Source organism: Pseudomonas fluorescens, from assembly GCF_902498195.1.
GTDB classification, from domain to species: domain Bacteria; phylum Pseudomonadota; class Gammaproteobacteria; order Pseudomonadales; family Pseudomonadaceae; genus Aquipseudomonas; species Aquipseudomonas fluorescens_BU.
The window spans coordinates 235925-255547 of record NZ_CABVIY010000006.1; the positions used below are offsets into that span (position 1 = coordinate 235925).

General features: G+C 60.5%; 17 protein-coding genes. 10 read left to right on the forward strand and 7 right to left on the reverse strand.

Annotation, left to right across the window (positions count from 1 at the left end; genetic code table 11):
• Positions 1-115: 115 nt before the first annotated feature.
• Positions 116-2167, reverse strand: a complete 2052-nt coding sequence (gene metG / locus F8N66_RS22525) for a methionine--tRNA ligase (RefSeq protein ID WP_150772272.1) — start codon at positions 2165-2167, stop codon at positions 116-118.
• Positions 2168-2333: 166 nt separating this feature from the next.
• Between metG and apbC the strand changes: the two genes are divergently transcribed.
• Positions 2334-3428: an iron-sulfur cluster carrier protein ApbC gene (gene apbC, locus F8N66_RS22530; protein WP_150772273.1), complete on the forward strand. Its 1095-nt coding sequence runs from the start codon at positions 2334-2336 to the stop codon at positions 3426-3428.
• 130 nt (positions 3429-3558) lie between these two features.
• Here apbC and F8N66_RS22535 read toward each other — a convergent pair whose 3' ends face one another.
• Complete coding sequence (locus tag F8N66_RS22535; protein WP_150772274.1) at positions 3559-4317, reverse strand: SDR family oxidoreductase; 759 nt, start codon at positions 4315-4317, stop codon at positions 3559-3561.
• 162 nt (positions 4318-4479) lie between these two features.
• Between F8N66_RS22535 and F8N66_RS22540 the strand changes: the two genes are divergently transcribed.
• The 4 genes from F8N66_RS22540 to groL all read left to right on the forward strand — a co-directional run bounded on the left by F8N66_RS22540 (position 4480) and on the right by groL (position 7988).
• The gene (locus F8N66_RS22540) at positions 4480-5211 is read left to right on the forward strand and encodes a HugZ family protein (protein WP_150772275.1); all 732 of its coding nucleotides are present in this window, start codon (positions 4480-4482) and stop codon (positions 5209-5211) included.
• A gap of 66 nt (positions 5212-5277) precedes the next feature.
• Positions 5278-5754 (forward strand): FxsA family protein, encoded by a 477-nt coding sequence (locus tag F8N66_RS22545; RefSeq protein ID WP_150772276.1) that lies wholly within the window; start codon positions 5278-5280, stop codon positions 5752-5754.
• Positions 5755-6001: 247 nt separating this feature from the next.
• Positions 6002-6295 (forward strand): co-chaperone GroES, encoded by a 294-nt coding sequence (locus tag F8N66_RS22550; RefSeq protein WP_054045166.1) that lies wholly within the window; start codon positions 6002-6004, stop codon positions 6293-6295.
• A 49-nt stretch (positions 6296-6344) separates the two neighbouring features.
• Positions 6345-7988 (forward strand): chaperonin GroEL, encoded by a 1644-nt coding sequence (gene groL / locus F8N66_RS22555; protein WP_150772277.1) that lies wholly within the window; start codon positions 6345-6347, stop codon positions 7986-7988.
• Positions 7989-8177: 189 nt separating this feature from the next.
• Here groL and F8N66_RS22560 read toward each other — a convergent pair whose 3' ends face one another.
• On the reverse strand, positions 8178-8921 hold the full coding sequence (locus F8N66_RS22560) for a phosphatase PAP2 family protein (RefSeq protein WP_150772278.1): 744 nt from the start codon (positions 8919-8921) through the stop codon (positions 8178-8180).
• A gap of 218 nt (positions 8922-9139) precedes the next feature.
• Between F8N66_RS22560 and colR the strand changes: the two genes are divergently transcribed.
• From colR to F8N66_RS22585, 5 genes are all read left to right on the forward strand, one after another.
• Positions 9140-9823, forward strand: coding sequence for a two-component system response regulator ColR (colR, locus tag F8N66_RS22565; RefSeq protein ID WP_150772279.1), 684 nt, complete (start codon positions 9140-9142; stop codon positions 9821-9823).
• Positions 9813-11096: a sensor histidine kinase gene (locus F8N66_RS22570; RefSeq protein ID WP_150772280.1), complete on the forward strand. Its 1284-nt coding sequence runs from the start codon at positions 9813-9815 to the stop codon at positions 11094-11096. The genes colR and F8N66_RS22570 overlap by 11 nt, the downstream gene beginning before the upstream one ends.
• Before the next feature lie 144 nt (positions 11097-11240).
• On the forward strand, positions 11241-11909 hold the full coding sequence (locus tag F8N66_RS22575) for a class I SAM-dependent methyltransferase (protein ID WP_150772281.1): 669 nt from the start codon (positions 11241-11243) through the stop codon (positions 11907-11909).
• Between the two features lie 4 nt (positions 11910-11913).
• A complete protein-coding gene (locus tag F8N66_RS22580; protein ID WP_150772282.1) occupies positions 11914-12627 on the forward strand; it encodes a lipopolysaccharide kinase InaA family protein in 714 nt (237 codons plus the stop codon).
• A 2-nt stretch (positions 12628-12629) separates the two neighbouring features.
• On the forward strand, positions 12630-12854 hold the full coding sequence (locus tag F8N66_RS22585) for a hypothetical protein (protein ID WP_150772283.1): 225 nt from the start codon (positions 12630-12632) through the stop codon (positions 12852-12854).
• A gap of 174 nt (positions 12855-13028) precedes the next feature.
• On the opposite strand, the gene F8N66_RS22590 is transcribed toward F8N66_RS22585, so the two are convergent.
• The 4 genes from F8N66_RS22590 to F8N66_RS22605 all read right to left on the reverse strand — a co-directional run bounded on the left by F8N66_RS22590 (position 13029) and on the right by F8N66_RS22605 (position 19612).
• Positions 13029-16067, reverse strand: coding sequence for a multidrug efflux RND transporter permease subunit (locus F8N66_RS22590; RefSeq protein WP_150772284.1), 3039 nt, complete (start codon positions 16065-16067; stop codon positions 13029-13031).
• A gap of 14 nt (positions 16068-16081) precedes the next feature.
• A complete protein-coding gene (locus tag F8N66_RS22595) occupies positions 16082-17230 on the reverse strand; it encodes an efflux RND transporter periplasmic adaptor subunit (protein WP_150772285.1) in 1149 nt (382 codons plus the stop codon).
• Positions 17231-17435: 205 nt separating this feature from the next.
• Entirely contained in the window at positions 17436-18533 is a 1098-nt protein-coding gene (locus F8N66_RS22600; RefSeq protein WP_150772286.1) for a DUF1513 domain-containing protein, read from the reverse strand.
• A gap of 14 nt (positions 18534-18547) precedes the next feature.
• The gene (locus F8N66_RS22605; RefSeq protein WP_150772287.1) at positions 18548-19612 is read right to left on the reverse strand and encodes an imelysin family protein; all 1065 of its coding nucleotides are present in this window, start codon (positions 19610-19612) and stop codon (positions 18548-18550) included.
• Positions 19613-19623: the final 11 nt, after the last annotated feature.

Genomic DNA, 19623 nt, shown 5'->3' on the forward strand with positions numbered 1-19623 from the left:
TAACGCAGGTGTGTAAAAAGCTTAGGCATTATCCGGCAAGGGCGGAGGGTGGGCCAGACATGAAAATCCCACAGCCGCGCCAGGCACGACTGTGGGATCGGTTTGCCGCCGTACCTTACTTGATCCGCTGACCAGGCTTGGCGCCGCTGTCAGGGCTCAGCAGGTAGATTTCTTCACCGCCAGGGCCGGCCGCCATCACCATGCCTTCGGAGATGCCGAACTTCATTTTGCGAGGCTTGAGGTTGGCGATCATCATGGTCAGGCGACCGTCGAGCTTGGACGGGTCCGGGTAAGCGCTCTTGATCCCGGAGAACACGTTGCGTTGCTCGTCACCGATATCGAGGGTCAGGCGCAGCAGTTTATCGGCACCCTCTACGTGCTCGGCCTTGACGATCAGGGCGACGCGCAGGTCGACCGCGGCAAAGGTGTCGAACTCGATTTCCGGCGACAACGGATCCTTGGCCAGCTCGCCATTGCCGGCGGGTGCCGCTTCGCCCGTGTCGGTCTGGCTGGCGGTCAGGTCTTCCTTCGACGCGTCGGTCATGGCCTGCACCTTGACCGGGTCGATCCGGGTCATCAGTGGCTTGAACTCATTCAACTGATGGTTGGCGAGCCAGATGGCGTGGTCGTTCCAGGTCAGCGGCGCGACATTGAGGAACGCCTCGGCATCGGCGGCCAGCAGCGGCAGCACCGGCTTGAGGAAAATCACCAGTTGGCGGAACAGGTTGACGCCCGTGGCGCAGATCGCCTGGACTTCATCCTGCTTGCCTTCCTGTTTGTTCAGCGACCAGGGAGCCTTGTCGGCGATCCAGGCGTTCGCGCGATCGGCCAGGGCCATGATCTCGCGCATGGCGCGGGCAAAGTCGCGGGCTTCATAGGCGTCGGCGATGCCAGGCGCGGCAGCCAGGAACGCTTCGGTCAGCTCCGGCGCGGCGTTGGTGTCGACCATCACGCCGGCATTGCCCTTGTGGATGAAACCGGCGCAGCGGCTGGCGATGTTGACGACTTTGCCGACCAGGTCGGAGTTGACCTTCTGCACGAAGTCTTCGAGGTTCAGGTCCAGGTCGTCGACGCCACGGCTGAGCTTGGCCGCGTAGTAGTAGCGCAGGTATTCCGGCGACAGGTGATCCAGGTAGGTCCGGGCCTTGATGAAGGTGCCGCGGGACTTGGACATTTTCTGGCCGTTGACGGTCAGGTAGCCGTGTACGTTGATGCCGGTCGGCTTGCGATAACCCGCGCCTTCGAGCATGGCTGGCCAGAACAGGGCGTGGAAATTGACGATGTCCTTGCCGATGAAGTGGTACAGCTCGGCGGTGGAGTCCTTGCCCCAGAACGCGTCGAAGTCCAGCTCCGGCGTGCGGTCGCACAGGTTCTTGAAGCTCGCCATGTAGCCGATCGGCGCATCCAGCCACACGTAGAAGTACTTGCCCGGCTCATCGGGGATTTCGAAGCCGAAGTACGGCGCATCGCGGGAGATGTCCCACTGTTGCAGGCCGGCATCCAGCCATTCGGCGATTTTGTTGGCGACGGCGTCCTGCAGGGTGCCACTGCGGGTCCAGGTCTGCAGCATGGCCTGGAAGTCCGGCAACTTGAAGAAGAAGTGCTGGGAGTCCTTGAGCACCGGAGTCGCGCCGGAAATGGCCGACTTCGGGTCTTTGAGGTCGGTCGGTGCGTAGGTGGCACCGCATTTCTCGCAGTTGTCGCCGTACTGGTCTTCAGTGCCGCATTTCGGGCAGGTGCCCTTGATGAAACGGTCGGCCAGGAACATTTTCTTTTCCGGGTCGAAATACTGAGTGATCGAGCGCGTGGCGATGTGCCCGGCGTCGCGCAGCTTCAGGTAGATCTGGCTCGACAGCTCACGGTTTTCTTCAGCGTGAGTGGAGTGGAAGTTGTCGAAGTCCACCAGGAACTCGGCAAAGTCGGCGCTGTGTTCAGCCTGGACGTTGGCGATCAGTTGTTCCGGGGTGATGCCTTCCTTTTCCGCGCGCAGCATGATGGCCGAACCGTGGGCGTCGTCGGCGCAGACATAGATGCATTGGTTGCCGCGGTGCTTCTGGAAGCGCACCCACATATCGGTCTGGATGTATTCCAGCATATGGCCGAGGTGAATCGAACCATTGGCATAGGGCAGGGCGCTGGTGACGAGAATCTTGCGTGGCTCGGACATGGGGCTCGGCTACTTGATGAAACGGAGGTCGGCCACTATAAAGCGCCGGCGCATATTTTTCACCTTTGAGGCTGTTTCCTCCGATGATCACACCGGTGATGCCCCCAAAAGATCAGAACAGGTACGATACCCGCCTGATTTTCCAGTCTTGCTATCGGAGTTGCCCATGAGCGCCGTCAATCGCGCAGCGGTGGAAGCCGTCCTTCGCCAATACACCGACCCTTACCTGAACCAGGACCCGGTCAGCGCCGGATGCGTGCGCAGCATCGATGTCCAGGGCGACCGCGTCAGCGTCCAGCTCGAACTGGGCTACGCCGCCGGTCTGTTCAAGAGTGGCTGGGCGCAGATGCTGCAAATGGCCATCGAAGGCCTGGACGGCGTAGGGTCGGCCCGCGTCGACATCACCAGTGTGATTGCCGCGCACAAGGCCCAGGCTCAGATTCCGGGCCTGGCCAACGTCAAGAACGTGGTTGCCGTGGCCTCTGGCAAGGGCGGCGTGGGCAAATCCACCACCGCCGCCAACCTGGCATTGGCCCTGGCCCGAGAAGGCGCCAAGGTGGGGATTCTCGACGCCGACATCTATGGACCGAGCCAAGGCATCATGTTCGGCATCGCCGAAGGCACCCGGCCGCAAATCAAGGATCAAAAGTGGTTCGTGCCCATCGAGTCCCATGGCGTTGAAGTGATGTCCATGGCGTTCCTGACCGATGACAACACGCCGATGGTCTGGCGCGGGCCGATGGTGTCCGGCGCCTTGTTGCAGCTGGTGACCCAGACGGCCTGGGGTGACCTGGATTACCTGGTCATCGACATGCCGCCGGGCACCGGTGACATCCAGTTGACTCTGGCGCAGAAAGTCCCGGTAGCCGGTGCGGTCATCGTCACCACGCCACAGGACCTGGCCCTGCTTGACGCGCGCAAGGGCGTGGAAATGTTCCGCAAGGTCAACATTCCGGTGCTGGGTGTGGTGGAAAACATGGCCGTGCACATCTGCTCCAATTGCGGGCATGCGGAGCATCTGTTCGGCGAGGGCGGCGGGGTGAAACTGGCCAGCCAGTACGGCGTCGAGTTGCTGGCCTCGTTGCCGCTGTCGATGGTCATCCGCGAACAGGCCGATGGCGGCAAACCAACGGTGATCGCCGAGCCTGACAGCCCGATTGCAATGGTCTACCAGGAACTGGCTCGCCATGTCGGCGCGCGGATCGTGTTGCAGGAAGCGGCGATGCCGGCGATGCCGAACATCACCATCAGCGACGATTGATTAGCTGAAGACGCGCAATACATTGTGGGAGCGGGCTTGCTCGCGAATACGGTGTGTCATTCAACGGATAAGTTGACTGATCTACTGCATTCGCGAGCAAGCCCGCTCCTACATTTTTTCGGTGTATGCCTTAAATCCGCAACCCGCCATCCATTTCCAGGATCCGGCCGGTGTAGTAGTCGTTCTCGAATATATAGGCCGCCGAATGGGCAATCTCGTCCGGCTTGCCCATGCGCTTGAGCGGAATCCCCGAGGTCATCTTCTCCAGCGCTTCAGGCTTCATGCCCAGCGTCATCTCGGTCTCGATGAACCCCGGTGCAATGCCCGCCACGCGAATGCCGTAGCGCGCCAGTTCCTTGGCCCAGGTCACGGTCGCGGCGGCGACACCGGCCTTGGCGGCGGAGTAGTTGGTCTGGCCGACGTTGCCGGCACGGGAAATCGACGAGATATTGATGATCGCGCCGCTGTTCTTCAGCTCGACCATTTTCGCCGCGACTTCACGGGTGCACAGGAACACGCCGGTCAGGTTGACGTCGATGACCGCCTGCCACTGGGCCAGGCTCATCCTGGTCATCTCGCCGTCCTTGACCTTGAGCAGCAGGCCGTCGCGCAGGATCCCGGCGTTGTTGATCAAACCATGGATCGCGCCGAAATCTTCGGCAACCTGCGCGACCATGTGCGTCACTTGCTCCTCATTGGCGACGTTGCACAGGTAGGCACGGGCTTCGACACCCCTGGCCTGGCAGGCGGCCACGGCGTCATCGAGTTTTTCCTGGTTGAGATCCACCAGCGCCAGCTTCGCGCCCTTGGCCGCCAAATACTCGGCCATGGATCGGCCTAAACCCTGGCAACCGCCCGTGATAATGATTACTTTGTCAGTGAGTTGCATTCGCATGCCCCGGTAGCAGGTCTGAGTGGTGTCCTTTCAGAGAGCCTCTCGATCGGCGCCTGGCATGGCCTGGCTGCACATGAGAATTGCCCGATGGCTGACTGGAACTTTCACCAGTCGCCCGTCCGTTTTTTTGACGGATTCTATATAAGGAGTCATAAATTGAGCGTTGAAGTTGCCAAGAATGCCCGAGAATTGCTGCTCAAGGAATACCGCGGCGTCCTGTCGACGCTCTCCAAGGCCATGCCCGGTTTTCCGTTCGGCTCCGTGGTTCCCTACTGCCTGGACGAGCAGGGCCGGCCGCTGATCCTGATCAGCCGTATCGCCCAGCACACCCACAACCTGCAGAAAGATCCGAAGTGTTCGCTGCTGGTGGGTGAGCGCGAAGCTGAAGACGTACAAGCCGTCGGGCGCCTGACTTACATGGCCGAGGCTCAACGGATCGAGGACGAGGCAGCCATCGAGGCGGCTGCCGAGCGCTACTACCGCTACTTCCCGGATTCTCAGAATTATCACAAGGCCCATGATTTCGATTTCTGGGTACTGCAGCCGGTGCGCCACCGTTACATCGGCGGTTTCGGCGCCATCCACTGGGTCAACGACCTGATCCTGGCCAACCCGTTCGCCGGCAAGGCGGAAGTGAGCATGGTCGAGCACATGAACGCTGATCATGCCAAGGCCATTGCCCATTACGTCGACCTGGCGGGGTTGCCGAAAACCGCGCCGGCACAGATGGTTGGCATCGACACCGAAGGCATGCACCTGCGCATCGGCCAAGGAATATATTGGTTGCCGTTCCAAGCCTCGTGTAATACGCCGACACAAGTGCGTGAAGCCTTGGTTTTCCTGGCTCACGCCGAGCATTGGCCGAAAAATGAAGTGGCCGACGCTTGAATTCACGAAAGGGCGACGTCATCTATGGATGACTGGCAAGGCATTCTTGCGTTGAGGAACCATTTGATGCGCCCTTTTCTGTTGCTCTTTCTGCTGTTCCCGGTGTTGGAGCTCTTCGTATTCGTCAAGGTGGCAGGGGCTATCGGGTTTTTCCCGGCCCTGCTGCTGATCATTCTCGGCTCGATGTTCGGCGTGTTCGTACTGCGCGTCGCCGGCCTGGCCACGGCGTTGCGTGCCCGTGAAAGCCTGAACCGCGGCGAGTTGCCCGCCCAGACCATGCTTGAAGGCCTGATGCTGGCGTTGGCCGGTGGCCTGTTGATCCTTCCGGGGTTCATCAGCGACGTGGTTGGCCTGATCATGCTGTTGCCGATCAGCCGTCGCCTGCTGGCCAACAGAATGCGCCGGCGGGCCGAGGAACAGGCCATTCGCCAGCGTGCGTTCGCCGATGACCTCCAGCCCCGTGGCGGTCCCGCTCCCCGCGAGCCGCTGGGCCGAGAGCCCAATGTGATCGAAGGCGAGTTCGAACACCGCGACCACAAGTAGTCTCTTGCAGCGACACGACACCTTGGTGTCGTGATCGTTTGCGGGGCATCGACATGAAAAATTTTCGATCCCCGCCCTTGTAATAAGCTTATGCGCCCTTATGTAACGGTCACCGCAAGGTTTCTGGCAAACACGCCAGACAGACTTCCGCGGTTCGCTCGACGAACCGCACCCGGCACCGCCGGACTTTGTTAAACCCGCCGGGATTACACCGGCCGATGAAAACCACAATTAGGAGAGATCGACAATGAAGCTTCGTCCTCTGCATGACCGCGTCGTCATCCGTCGCAGCGAAGAAGAAAAGAAAACCGCTGGCGGTATCGTCCTGCCAGGTTCGGCTGCTGAAAAAGCCAACAGCGGCGAGATCCTCGCTGTCGGCACCGGCCGCGTACTGGAAAACGGTGAAGTGCGTGCACTGGCCGTGAAAGTGGGCGACAAGGTTGTGTTCGGTCCTTACTCCGGCAGCAACACCGTGAAAGTCGACGGCGAAGACCTGTTGGTAATGGCTGAGAACGAGATTCTCGCTGTTATCGAAGGCTGATTTCCCGCTCATTTTCCCGTTACTACAAAGTATTTAAGGAATATCGATCATGGCTGCTAAAGAAGTTAAATTCGGCGATTCCGCCCGCAAGAAAATGCTCACCGGTGTCAACGTCCTGGCTGACGCAGTAAAGGCGACCCTGGGCCCGAAAGGCCGTAACGTGATCATCGAGAAGAGCTTCGGCGCTCCGACCATCACCAAGGACGGCGTTTCCGTAGCCAAAGAAATCGAGCTGAAAGATCGTTTCGAAAACATGGGCGCGCAGCTGGTCAAAGACGTTGCCTCCCGTGCCAACGATGACGCAGGCGACGGCACCACCACCGCTACCGTTCTGGCTCAATCGATCGTCAACGAAGGCCTGAAAGCCGTCGCTGCCGGCATGAACCCGATGGACCTCAAGCGCGGTATCGACAAAGCGACCATCGCGATCGTCAAAGAGCTCAAAGCCCTGTCCAAGCCTTGCGCTGACACTAAGGCCATCGCTCAGGTTGGCACCATCTCGGCCAACTCCGACAGCTCCATCGGCGACATCATTGCCGAAGCCATGGAAAAAGTCGGTAAAGAAGGCGTGATCACCGTTGAAGAAGGCTCGGGCCTGGAAAACGAACTGTCGGTTGTTGAAGGCATGCAGTTCGACCGTGGCTACCTGTCCCCGTACTTCGTCAACAAGCCTGAGACCATGACTGCCGAGCTGGACGGTCCGCTGATCCTGCTGGTCGACAAAAAAATCTCGAACATCCGCGAAATGCTGCCAGTGCTGGAAGCCGTTGCCAAAGCCGGCCGTCCACTGCTGATCGTGGCCGAAGACGTTGAAGGCGAAGCCCTGGCGACTCTGGTTGTGAACAACATGCGTGGCATCGTCAAAGTCGCAGCCGTCAAGGCGCCAGGCTTCGGCGACCGTCGCAAGGCCATGCTGCAGGACATCGCCGTTCTGACCGGCGGTACCGTTATCTCCGAAGAGATCGGCCTGAGCCTGGAAAGCACTACCCTGGAACACCTGGGTAATGCCAAGCGCGTGATCCTGTCCAAAGAAAACACCACCGTGATCGACGGCGCTGGCGTTGAGGCTGACATCCAGGCTCGCGTTCTGCAGATCCGCCAGCAAGTGGCTGACACTTCGTCCGACTACGACCGTGAAAAACTGCAAGAGCGCCTGGCCAAGCTGTCCGGCGGCGTTGCAGTGATCAAGGTTGGCGCTGGCTCCGAAGTTGAAATGAAAGAGAAGAAAGCCCGCGTTGAAGACGCCCTGCACGCTACCCGTGCAGCCGTCGAAGAAGGCGTGGTACCTGGCGGCGGCGTGGCACTGGTTCGTGCCCTGCAAGCCATCAGCGAACTGAAAGGCGACAACGCTGATCAGGACGTTGGCATCCAGTTGCTGCGTCGCGCTGTTGAAGCGCCACTGCGCCAGATCGTTGCCAACTCCGGTGACGAGCCAAGCGTGGTTGTCGACAAGGTCAAGCAAGGCGCTGGTAACTTCGGTTACAACGCTGCGACCGGCGAGTACGGCGACATGATCGAAATGGGTATCCTGGACCCGGCTAAAGTGACTCGTTCGGCTCTTCAGGCAGCGGCTTCCATCGCCAGCCTGATGATCACCACCGAAGCCATGATCGCCGAGATCAAGGAAGACGCACCAGCTGGCGGCGGCATGCCAGACATGGGCGGTATGGGCGGCATGGGCGGCATGATGTAAGCCAGCCTTACCCCGTACATAAAAACCCCGCCTGCGAAAGCAGGCGGGGTTTTTTATTGCCCATGTTCGAGTGTGGGAGCGGGCTTGCTCGCGAAAGCGGTGTATCAGTCACCTCATCAGTCGACGGATACACCGCTTTCTCTAGCAAGTCGAATCGTCGCAACGCCGCTCCCACATGACTACTGTATTTCAGGTGCTAACGGGTTGTGCCTTGACCACGGCTTCAGCTCTGGACGCCGGCCGATACAAAATCCAGTAATAAGACCCCAGGCAAATCAGCCAGCAAAACACTGCCGTCCACACGTTGTGCGAAAAAAAGTGTGCTCCCTGCATCATTCGGCCGATGGAAAACACTGTACCCAAGGCAAGGGCGAAGGCGAACGCTGCCCGGGCCAGTCGCGGGCGACGGTCGCGCAGCACGAAAAACAGTGCAAACAGTGTGAAGCCGGTCGCGGCATGACCGCCTGGCCAGCAGCGCCCGGGTTTTTCGGTGGGTGGGCGAGGGCTCAGCAATTCACTGTAGGTTTCGTGGCCTCCGAACTGTTCAAGGCTCCACGGGCATTGCACCGCCGTCACCGCTTTCATGGGCGTGACAAAGGACGTCGCCAGGCCCAGCGACAAGACCAGGCAGCCCAGTTCACGCTTGAATGGTTTGAGTCTGTCGACACGAAACGCGCCGATGAAACCGAGGATGGCCAGCACCGAGAAGGCGATCACCACCTGTTTGGCCCGGTCATGCAGGACGGTTTCGAGGAAGTAACTGTGCCGGCCGATAAAGTCCCCCGCGGCCGGATCGTAGAACAGCCTGGCCAGGTCCATGTCCAGGGAGGTCAATTCGAGCAGGACCAGAATGATTGCCGCAACGGCGGGCAGGCCCAGGCACAGCCAGGCGTTGAGCGGGCGGGAGGCGGGGCGGGCGGAGGTCGAAACCATGGCAGTTCCTGGGGCAGTGAAGTGACTGAATAGCGCAACCGCGCGGAGTTTGAGCCCGGCGCTGTCGCCAGCCTGTGAATCAAGGGTGAAAAAAACGTGAAGGCCCGACAGCGGTATTTCATTGACACGACAGCTGCACGCAATCCTAGCCGTGAGCCACACTTGGCCTTAAGCTGCGCGGGCCAAGACGGCCGTTACTGTGTACGGAGAAGGTGCCCATGCGAATTCTACTGGTTGAAGACAACCGCGATATCCTGGCCAATCTGGCCGATTACCTGGGGCTCAAAGGCTACACCGTGGATTGTGCGCAGGACGGTTTGTCGGGTCTGCACCTGGCGGCCACTGAACACTACGACCTGATCGTGCTCGATATCATGCTGCCTGGCATCGATGGCTACACCCTGTGCAAACGCCTGCGCGAAGATGCTCGCCGAGACACGCCGGTGATCATGCTCACCGCTCGCGATCAACTGGACGACCGCCTGCAGGGCTTCAAGTCTGGTGCCGACGATTATCTGATCAAACCGTTCGCCCTGTCTGAGCTGGCGGCGCGGGTCGAAGCGGTCATGCGCCGCTCCCAGGGGGGCGGGCGCCGTACTCTGCAAGTTGCCGACCTGAGCTATGACCTCGACACCCTGGAAGTCACCCGCGAAGGCCGATTGCTCAAGCTCAACCCGGTGGGTCTGAAGTTGCTGGCGGTGCTGATGCAGAAAAGCCCTCATGTATTGCGTCGCGAAATACTCGAAGAAGCCCTGTGGGGCGATGACTGCCCGGACAGCGACAGCCTGCGCAGCCATGTCCATCAGTTGCGCCAGGTGATCGACAAACCGTTCGCCAAACCGTTGCTGCACACCGTGCACGGTGTCGGTTATCGCTTGGCCGAGGGGCGTGATGGAGTTTAAACAAAGCCTTGCCCAACGGATCATTATTGCCTTTGCGCTGATGAGCGCACTGGTGGCGGGCGCCTTTGCCATGGGCATTGTGGCGACCGTGCACCTGGTGGAAGAAAAACTGATCTCGGCGGGCCTGGGCGGCGATTTGCAGCGTCTGTTGCTGATGGATAACGTCTCCGACTGGAGCCATCGCCCGGAACCGGACCAGTTGTTCTATTTCAGCGGCGGGCCCGGCGATTTTGAACTGCCCAAGGATCTGCGGCACCTGGATTCGGGTTTTCATGAAGTGTTCCGCGAGCAGCTGTCGTACCACGCGATGGTCGAAATCGTCGACGGTCGGCGTTATGTCCTGTTGCAGGACCAGAGCGACTTCGAAGAGCGTGAGCGGGTGCTGTTCGCCGTGGTGCTGGTGGGCTTCGTGCTCAGCCTGGCGCTGGCGGTTTTCCTGGGCTGGGTGCTCGCGCGCAAAGTCATGGCACCGGTGGTACGCCTGGCTCGCCAGGTGCGTCACCGCGACCAGTTGCTGGGTTTGGCGCCGCCCCTGGCACCGGATTACGCTGCTGACGAGGTGGGCGAACTGGCAGTGGCCTTCGATGCCACGCTCGGGCGTCTGCGCCAGGCCTTGACCCGGGAGCGGCTATTCACCAGTGACGTCAGCCACGAGTTGCGCACACCCTTGATGGTGCTCGCCAGTTCGTGCGAACTGCTGCTCGAAAACCCCGGTATCGATCAGCGCGGCCGCGCGCAGGTCGAACGAATTGCCCGTGCCAGTGAAGAAATGCGCGAACTGGTGCAAACCTTCCTGATGCTGGCCCGTGCGCAACGCGAAGACGCCAGCATGTCGCCTCAACAGACCCTGAGTGAAGTGTCCCACGGCTTGCTCAGTCAATGGCGCGAGCCGATCGAGTCTAAAGGACTGAAGCTGATTTTCGAGCCGGGCCAGCCCCATGGCATGCGTTACAACGCGACATTCCTGCATGCGGTGATGGGCAACTTGCTGCGTAATGCGCTGCACTACACCGAGCAGGGCTTCATTCGCCTGAGCCTGTCGGCCAGCGGCTTCGTCGTCGAGGACAGTGGTGTCGGCATTCCCGAGGAGAAACGCGAAGCGATGTTCGAGCCCTTCGTGCGCGGCAACGAGAAACGCGGGGAGGGTCTGGGGTTGGGGCTCTCACTGGTGCAACGAATTTGTGAGAACCAGGGCTGGAGCGTCAGTCTGACGACCATGGAACCCCATGGCTGTCGTTTTCAAGTGCAACTGGATACATCTAAAGGCGATTGATCGGTCCGGAACCGGCCATGGTCGACTTGTAAAACCTCGAAACGATTGCGGGTTTTACATGACAAATTTTTCACAAAGGCATGACCTGTCGCTGACACGCCGCTCCCTAAGGTTGACGTCATCAGAAGTACAGGAGACCTGACGATGGCCGGCCCGATCAAACTTGATTTTTCCGAAAAATACGATGACCAACACGCGAAAGAATACCTGCTCAAACATCAGGACGGTGTGAGCCGCAAACTGTCCCATTGGCGTGACGAGCAACTGGCGCGCAAGGCGCTGACGCTGGTCGGCGAGCCTGGCCTGGTCCTTGATCTTCCGTGCGGGGCAGGCCGATTCTGGCCTTTGCTGGCGGAAAAACCCAACCGTGTGATCATCGGCGCCGACAATTCCGAGTCCATGGTGAAGATCGCCACGCAGGCGCAACCGGCCGATGTTGTGAAACGGGTACAACCCTTGCACACTTCTGCATTCGACATCGCCTTACCGGATAACGCCGTCGACAGCATTTTCTGCATGCGTTTGCTCCATCACATCGGTGAAGCCGAGCATCGACTGGCCATTTTGCGCGAGTTCGAACGCGTCACGCGCGACAGCGTGATCCTTTCACTGTGGGTGGATGGCAATTTCAAAGCCTGGAAACGTAGGCGCCTGGAGAAAACCCGTGAGCAGGAAGGTTACCAAAATAGATTTGTGTTACCGGCTGCTACGGTAGAAAAGGAATTTGAGCAGGCAGGCTTCCGTATTCAGGAACGCCTGGACTTTTTACCGCTCTATGCCATGTGGCGAGTTTACGTATTACGCAAGAGGTAACAGGATGGCAGTGCAGTTTGCAGCAGGATCAGAAGTCGCTTCTCAGGACCGCTTCGACTTTTTCTGGAATCAGCGCGGCGAATGGGTTGAAGAGCCCAATGTCCGTCGCGGTGGAGAAAGTGGCGTGGAGCGGGTCATGGGCAGTGATGGCCAGCTGCTCTATGCCAAGCGCCAGACCGGGCACATCTATCGCAGTCTGTCGCACCCGTTCGGCCGCCCGACCGTGTTGCGCGAACGTGATGCGCTGATTGGCGTCGGCAAGCTGGGTGTTCGTGTCCCGGAAATCGTTTTCTGCGGTGCACAGCGCGACCCGGTGCATAAATGGCGCGCCTTGCTGGTGACCAAGTCACTGGACGGCTTTTTGGAATTGGAACACTGGTACGCCGCTGGCGCTCGCGAGCGTCACGGTGAAGCCATACACGACCGATTGCTGAAGGAATTGGCCGACAACCTGGCGCGCATGCACAAGGGTCGTTGGCAGCACAGTTGCCTCTATATCAAGCATGTGTTCGTCCGTGTGACGGGCGAAGGTGAGGCGGCCAGGGTCGAGGTCGCCCTGATCGATCTGGAGAAATGCCGGCAGCGTTTGAGCGCACGGCAAGCGGCGGCCCATGACATGAAGCAGCTGCGCCGCCACTCGTCGTTCAGCCCGACGGATTGGGGAAAACTCGTCTATTTTTATAAGACGGCGTTTGGCAGCGCTATCAAAGGTTTATAGCAATGAAACTCGAAGTTGCGCGAGGTTTGTTTTTAGTAGGAGCCTTGGCAGTTGCTTCACTTGCGGTGGCGGCTTGGGAGCAGCCACGCACACAAGTTTTGACTTCAGGGAGTGGCGATCATTGCCCGTTGCCACGGGTCGCCAAGGCATCCGTGGCTAGTCAGCCCGATCATGATTTATTGCTGTTCATCTTCGGACTGTCTCAAGGAATGAGGCCGCAAAGTTGAAAAGATTGAAGCCCAAATAAAAGGCCTCGCAAACGCGAGGCCTTTTTTGTTGCGCGATTTCAGATGTACAGAAATCCAGTGTGGGAGCGGGCTTGCTCGCGAAAGTGCTGGATCAATCGACATATTCTTTGAACATTCGACCGCTTTCGCGAGCAAGCCCGCTCCCACATTGGATCAGTGTTGTTCCTCAGGTTTGTCGGGTTTCGCCAGCAGGGTGTACACGCACGGCAACACGAACAATGTGAACAGCGTGCCGATCGACATGCCCGTCGCGATCACCGTACCGATATCGAACCGGCTGACCGCGCCCGCCCCCGTGGCGATGATCAGCGGCACCATGCCGAACACCATTGCGGCGGTCGTCATCAGTACCGGGCGCAGGCGAATGGACGCGGCTTCCTCCACGGCTTCGCGCGGTGTCAGCCCTTTGTCCTTGCGCAACTGGTTGGCGAACTCGACGATCAGGATCCCGTGCTTGCTGATCAGCCCGATCAAGGTCACCAGCCCGACCTGGGTGTAGATGTTCATGCTCGACCAGCCGAGAAACAGTGGCAGCAGTGCGCCGCAAATCGACAGCGGCACGGTGACCAGAATGACCAGCGGATCGCGGAAACTCTCGAACTGTGCCGCCAGCACCAGGAAGATAATCGCCAATGCCAAGGCAAAGGTGACCCACAGCGCGCTGCCTTCCTGCACGTATTGCCGCGACGCGCCGGCGTAGTCAACGGCAAATCCCGTCGGTGCCTCTTCACGGGCGATCTGGCGCACGGTGTCGATCGCTTCCCCCATGCTGACCAGCGGCACCCCGGACAGAATGGCCGAGTTGAGTTGCTGGAACTGGTTCAATTGCCGGGGGCGCGCCCGGTCGGTCACGGTAATCAGGGTCGACAGGGCCAGCAGTTCACCCTTGGTGTTCCTGACGTAGTAATTGTTCAGCCAGTCCGGGTTATCCCGGAACTGTCGTTCGACCTGGGCAATCACTTTGTAACTGCGGCCTTCAATGGTGAAACGGTTGATCTCCGCTTCGCCCAGCAAGGTCGCCAGCGTACCGCCCAGGTCCTGCATCGAAACGCCCATTTGCGCGGCCTTGGCGCGATCGATGTCCACCACCACTTCAGGCTTGTCGAACGCCAGGTCGACGTCGACAAAGGCGAACTTGCCGGACTCCATTGCGCGTTTTTTAACCCGGTCCATCACTTGCAGCAGCAACTCGTAATCGTTGGCGGTGTTGATCACGAACTGGAATGGCAGGCCCTCGCCAGTCCCCGGCAAGGACGGCAGGTTGAAGCCGAAAACCTGCAGACCCGGGATGCCTTCGAGCTTGGCCTGGACGTCGGGCAGGATCTGCATCTGCGTCCGGTCCCGTTCATTCCAGGGTTTGAGCAGGAAACCACCGATGCCCGATTGCACGCCGTTGAAACCGTTGATCTGGAACGAGGAGTAGTACTCGGGAAATGCCTTGAAGATCGAGATGAATTCGTCTGTGTAGGTGTTCAGGTAGTCGAGGTTGGTCGGTTGCGGGGCGTTGGCCAGCATGAAAATGATGCCCTGGTCCTCATCCGGCGCCAGTTCCGACTTGGTGAACTTGAGCAGCACCGGGATCAGGCATAGCACGATGATGGCGAATACCAGCACCACCGGCCGGGTATTGAGCGTGCCGTGCAACATCTGTTGATAACGGCGCTTGAGGCTTTCGAAAATCAGGTCCAGTCGATGCGCCAGGCCGCTGGGATTCTCATCATGGCGCAGCAGGAAGGCGCACATCATCGGCGACAGGGTCAGGGCGACGACGCCCGAGATCACTACGGCACCGGCCAGGGTCAGGGCGAACTCCTTGAACAGCGCCCCGGTCAGCCCCGTCAGGAAGCCGATCGGCGCATACACCGCCGCCAGGGTGATGGTCATCGATACCACCGGCATGGCGATTTCCCGGGCTCCTTCGATGGCGGCGTCCAGCGGCGTCTTGCCCTCCTCGATGTGACGGTGGATGTTTTCCACCACCACGATCGCATCGTCCACCACCAGGCCGATGGCCAGCACCATCGCCAGCAGGGTCAGCAGGTTGATCGAGTAGCCCATCATCTGCATGAAGAACATCACGCCGATCATCGACAGCGGGATGGTGACCACCGGGATCACCACCGAGCGCAGCGCGCCGAGGAACAGGAACACCACCACGATCACGATCAACACCGCTTCGAACAGGGTTTTCACCACTTCGTCGATCGAGGCCTGGATGAACAGCGTGGCGTCGTAGGCGATTTCACCCTTGAGGTTGGGCGGCAGCTGGGCTTCAAGGTCGGGCATGATCTTGCGCACTTCCTTGATCACGTCCAGCGGGTTGGCGGCGGGCGTGGCCTTGATGCCGATGTACACCGAGGGCGTGCCGCCGAAGGAGCTGATGGTGTCGTAGTTTTCCGCGCCCATCTCGACCCGCGCGACGTCACGCAGCAGCACGCGACTGTCGCCATCGACCTTGAGCGGGATGGCGGCAAAGGCTTCGGCGGATTTCAACTCGGTGTTGGCGTTGATGCTGGTGACCACGTACTCGCCTTTTACCTCGCCGGCGGCCGAGAGGAAGTTGTACTGGCGCACCGCGTTGGTCACGTCGCTGGCGCTCAGGCCGAATCCGGCGAGCTTCACCGGGTCCAGCCACAGGCGCATGGCGAAGACCTGGTTGCCGAGAATCTCGGCTTCGGCCATGCCCGGCAGGGTCGCCAGTTTCGGCTGGATCACCCGCGACAGGTAATCAGTGATCTGCGGGTTGCTCAGCTCCTTGCTGAAGAAACTGATGTACATCAGCGCCGAAGCGTCGGCGGCCTCCTTGCTCAGGACCGGGTCCTCGGCGTCCTGGGGCAGCTGGTTCTTGACCTCGTTGGCCTTGGCCAGCAGTTCGGTGAACAGGCGGTCGCTGTTGGCGCCGATGCGCGCGTAAATCGAGATCACCGAGAAGTTCTGGCGACTGACCGAGGTCATGTAGTCGATGCCCTCGGCGCTGGCCAGGCTCTGTTGCATCGGCTGGGTGATGTAGCCCTGGATGGTTTCCGCGTTGGCCCCGGGGTAGGCGGTGGTCACCGTGATCAGGGCGTTTTCCATTTGCGGGTATTGGCGCAGCGGCAACTTGCTCCAGGCCTGGAAACCCAGCAGCACGATCAGCAGGCTCACCACGGTGGCGAGCACCGGACGGCGGATGAACGGATCAGTAAAAGCCATGGTGGGTTCCTTGATCAGTCAGCGCGCGGCTGGCCGTTCTGTTCGGGCAAAGTCTTGTCGTCGCTGATTGCGATGTGCGCACCGTTGTCCAGCTTGATCTGGCCGGCGGTGACCACCGTTTCGCCTTTTTGCACGCCTTTGGTAATGATCACCTTGGCATCGCGGCGTTCGCCGGTTTCGACAAAACGTCGCTCGGCGACCAGGACCGGCTGGCCCTTGTCGTCTTTTTCCAGGCTGCCGTCTTCGGCTTTCTTCTGGCTGGCGACGTAGACCGAGTTGCCGTACAGCGTGTAGGTGATGGCGCTTTCCGGCACGACGATGCGCGGCTGCGGGTCGGGCAAAAGGACCTGAAGGCTGGCGAACATGCCCGGCAGCAGCTTGCCATCAGGGTTGGCCAGGGTGGCGCGCACTTGCACGTTGCGCGTGCTGTTCTCGACCTTGGGGTTGATCGCACTGAGGGTGCCGGGGAATTCTTGCCCCGGATACGCCGCGACAATGATCTGCACCGGCTGGCCGACGGCAATCTTCGGGACCGACTGCTCGGGCACGAAAAAATCCACATAGAGGCTGCTGAGGTCTTGCAGGGTGGCAATCATGGTGCCGGTGGCCACGTAGTCGCCGACGTCCACCTGACGAATGCCGATGGTCCCGCTGAAGGGCGCGAGGATGCTTTTCTTGCCCAGCGCAGCCTTGAGCTGATTGACCGTGGCCTTGCTTTTCTTCAGCACTGCCGAGAGCCGGTCGAACTCGCCCTTGGAAATGGCCTGGCTGCCGACCAGTTGGCTGCCGCGACCGTAATCGACCTGGGCCAGGCCGAGGTCGGCCAGGGCGGTTTCGAGCAAGGCGCTTTCCACGGCGCTGTCGAGCCGGACGATGGGCTGGCCGGCCTTGACCTTCTGCCCGGACTCGAACTGCACGTCTATGACGGTGCCATCGGTCTCCAGGCTCAGGTCCACGCCTTGAAGGGCCTTGAGCGTGCCTACCGTCGGCAGGCGCGCTTGCCACGGCTGTTCGGTGGCCGTGGCCACAGCGACGCTGATCGGCGGTTTCGGCGCGGAAAAGCCCTGGATCATCGTGTAGATGGAGAAGGCTTTATACCCGGCCAGCACCAGTACGATCAGTAGCACAACACCCAACATGATCAGCATGCGGCGACGCAGCATATTTCCAGTTCCTTGGAGAAAATCAGGCGAGACAGTGGGGCACATTACCGCGAGTGGGAAGGGGAATCCAACTGGCACTTTTCACAGGCCCGCGCCAACGCTGTAGGAGCGAAGCTTGCTCGCGAAGGCGGTATGTCAGTCAACACGATGTTGAACGTGCGGCCGTCTTCGCGAGCAAGCTACGCTCCTACAGAGAGCGAGGTGTTCAGATCAGATGCAGGTGGTTGTCCCAGAGCCCTGCCGGTAGCTCCAGCGGTTTTGCAACAAGGTTTGTCTGGCGGCAATCATAGTACCGGCAACGACCCTGACCCGAGGTCACGACGAACCCATCGGCCACCGCGCCCACCCCGGCGCAATCGGCAAGTGGCGCGTCCAGGCGCACTTCGCCGCTGTCCAGGTCCCAGATGAAAAAGCGATTGCCCCGTGACGCGGTCAACGCCACCAGGCGCAAATCGCTGTGCACCGCGACGCTCGCAGTGTAGTGCCCCATCGCCTGCAACTGATGCTCGGGCACCGGGAACGCCACGAAGGGCTGGCCGGGACGCTTGATCGCCAGCAACTCCGAGTGTTCGTGCGCCGCGCCCATGAATTGCTGGCCGGCGACGATGGTGCCGTCGCTGGCGATGCCCAGGTGGCGCACGCTGTTCATCTGCTGGGCCAGGGTTTCCTTGCTCAGCAGGGTGCCGTCGCGCTGCATCAGCACCAGGCTCGGTTCCATGGCGTTGAGGTTCATCTCGACGCGGCTCTCAGCCTCGGTACGAATCCCGCCGTTGGCCACCACCAGGGTTTCGCCATCGGGCATCCACGACACCTGATGCGGGCCGATGCCGTGGGTGGAGATCTCGCCGCTGTGCACCAGCCGCTCGCCTTCGAACCTGTACACGCCGAGCAGGCCGCGGCCCGGGTCGGTGGTGTCGTTCTCGGTGGCATACAGCCATTCACCGCTCTGGTGAATCACCGCGTGACCGTAGAAATGCCGGTTCGGCTTCGACGTCACGGTTTGCAGCAACTTGCCGTCGCGCAAGTCGATCAGGTAGCTCTCGGTGCCGGGGCGTCGGGCGACAAACAGCGCGATGGGCAGCGTCGGGTGATTGATGATGTCGTGGCACCGCTGACCGACCTGGGTGGCAAACACCCGGGTGCCATCCAGCCGATAGCCGACGGCATAGTGCTTGCCGTCGGAATCGTCCCGCGCCGACAGCAGCAGCGGGCTTTGATCCTTGCGCTTGAACAGCGTCCAGCCGCCCAGTGTCACTGCTCCCAGCAGCAAACTACCTAAAGTCAGAGCCTGGCGTCGCAGCATGGCAGTCGCCCTCATCAGTCACCGTCGTTGGCGTTGAAGCCCAGTTGAATGCCCAGCGCCTTGGCCAGTTCGCCTTCGTGCAGGCGGTGGACGACGTTGAGGCTGTCGTAGATGTCGTTGAGTTGCTGGCGACCGGCGTCGTCGTTGAGCATTTCGGTCAGTGAACGCTGGTTGCTGGCGAACAGTTTCAACGAGGCGGCATAGGCAGCGTCGATCTTGTCGGCCAGGGGTTTCTGCTCGCTTGGCAACAGGCCGCGAATCCCTTTGTTGTCGACACCTTCCCACACCGTTTTGGCCGCCGCGAGGCTGGCTTCCATACCCGCCAGGGACGACTGGCTACGCCATGCGTCGGCCTGGAACGGCTGTGGCACACCCTTGGTCTGGCGACCCATCGGCGTGCCGAGTTTTTTCTTCAGGCTGTCGAGGGCGGTGACTTGCACGCGCAGCAGGTCGGCGATCGCTTCGTGGGAGTCGGCATAGCGCTGGTTCGGGAACTTGCTCAACTGCGCGAGCATGCCGTCGGTGTTGTTCCAGCCTTTGAGGATTTCTTCGGCCAGCTGTTTCTGACGCTCGCCAATGGCGATCAGCAGCGGGCAGTACTTGGCTTTCTGCCCGGCGTTGGCCACGTCAGGCTTGCTGTCGAACAGAATGTATTCGTAGGCCGACAGGCCCTGGACCACAACGCTGGACTTGGCCAGCGCCGCGGCGTCGATTTGTGGCTGCGCGGTGACCAGTTGCTCAACCTGACGGCCGACGAGGTTTTTCTTGTCTGGCCAGAACTGTACCTGCCAGGCGCGGTTGCCTTCGGCCAGCGGCCCGATCAGCAGCGGTTGCAGCTCGGCCCAGGCTTTCTGCGCGTGCAGGAAGTCGGCACGGGCGGTGTCGAGGGTTTCCTTGCCTTCGCAGTAGGCGAGGGCGCTGACGGCCAGCTGGCGATCTGCTTCGACCCAGCGGGTGTAGGTCGGCAGAATCACCGATTTGGCGATGGCCGCCGACGTGACGGCTTGCGGGTCCTGTGGCGAGCAGGCGCCCAGGGCAAGCGCGGCAAGGCTGGTGAACAACAATTTGGGACGGAACATGTCGGGCTCCC

Excerpts from the sequence above, each read along its gene's own strand:
- metG (WP_150772272.1), bottom strand. The coding sequence starts at position 2,167 with ATGTCCGAGCCACGCAAGATTCTCGTCACCAGCGCCCTGCCCTATGCC.
- apbC (WP_150772273.1), top strand. The coding sequence starts at position 2,334 with ATGAGCGCCGTCAATCGCGCAGCGGTGGAAGCCGTCCTTCGCCAATAC.
- F8N66_RS22535 (WP_150772274.1), bottom strand. The coding sequence starts at position 4,317 with ATGCAACTCACTGACAAAGTAATCATTATCACGGGCGGTTGCCAGGGT.
- F8N66_RS22545 (WP_150772276.1), top strand. The coding sequence starts at position 5,278 with ATGCGCCCTTTTCTGTTGCTCTTTCTGCTGTTCCCGGTGTTGGAGCTC.
- F8N66_RS22550 (WP_054045166.1), top strand. The coding sequence starts at position 6,002 with ATGAAGCTTCGTCCTCTGCATGACCGCGTCGTCATCCGTCGCAGCGAA.
- groL (WP_150772277.1), top strand. The coding sequence starts at position 6,345 with ATGGCTGCTAAAGAAGTTAAATTCGGCGATTCCGCCCGCAAGAAAATG.
- F8N66_RS22560 (WP_150772278.1), bottom strand. The coding sequence starts at position 8,921 with ATGGTTTCGACCTCCGCCCGCCCCGCCTCCCGCCCGCTCAACGCCTGG.
- colR (WP_150772279.1), top strand. The coding sequence starts at position 9,140 with ATGCGAATTCTACTGGTTGAAGACAACCGCGATATCCTGGCCAATCTG.
- F8N66_RS22570 (WP_150772280.1), top strand. The coding sequence starts at position 9,813 with ATGGAGTTTAAACAAAGCCTTGCCCAACGGATCATTATTGCCTTTGCG.
- F8N66_RS22575 (WP_150772281.1), top strand. The coding sequence starts at position 11,241 with ATGGCCGGCCCGATCAAACTTGATTTTTCCGAAAAATACGATGACCAA.
- F8N66_RS22580 (WP_150772282.1), top strand. The coding sequence starts at position 11,914 with ATGGCAGTGCAGTTTGCAGCAGGATCAGAAGTCGCTTCTCAGGACCGC.
- F8N66_RS22585 (WP_150772283.1), top strand. The coding sequence starts at position 12,630 with ATGAAACTCGAAGTTGCGCGAGGTTTGTTTTTAGTAGGAGCCTTGGCA.
- F8N66_RS22590 (WP_150772284.1), bottom strand. The coding sequence starts at position 16,067 with ATGGCTTTTACTGATCCGTTCATCCGCCGTCCGGTGCTCGCCACCGTG.
- F8N66_RS22595 (WP_150772285.1), bottom strand. The coding sequence starts at position 17,230 with ATGCTGCGTCGCCGCATGCTGATCATGTTGGGTGTTGTGCTACTGATC.
- F8N66_RS22600 (WP_150772286.1), bottom strand. The coding sequence starts at position 18,533 with ATGCTGCGACGCCAGGCTCTGACTTTAGGTAGTTTGCTGCTGGGAGCA.
- F8N66_RS22605 (WP_150772287.1), bottom strand. The coding sequence starts at position 19,612 with ATGTTCCGTCCCAAATTGTTGTTCACCAGCCTTGCCGCGCTTGCCCTG.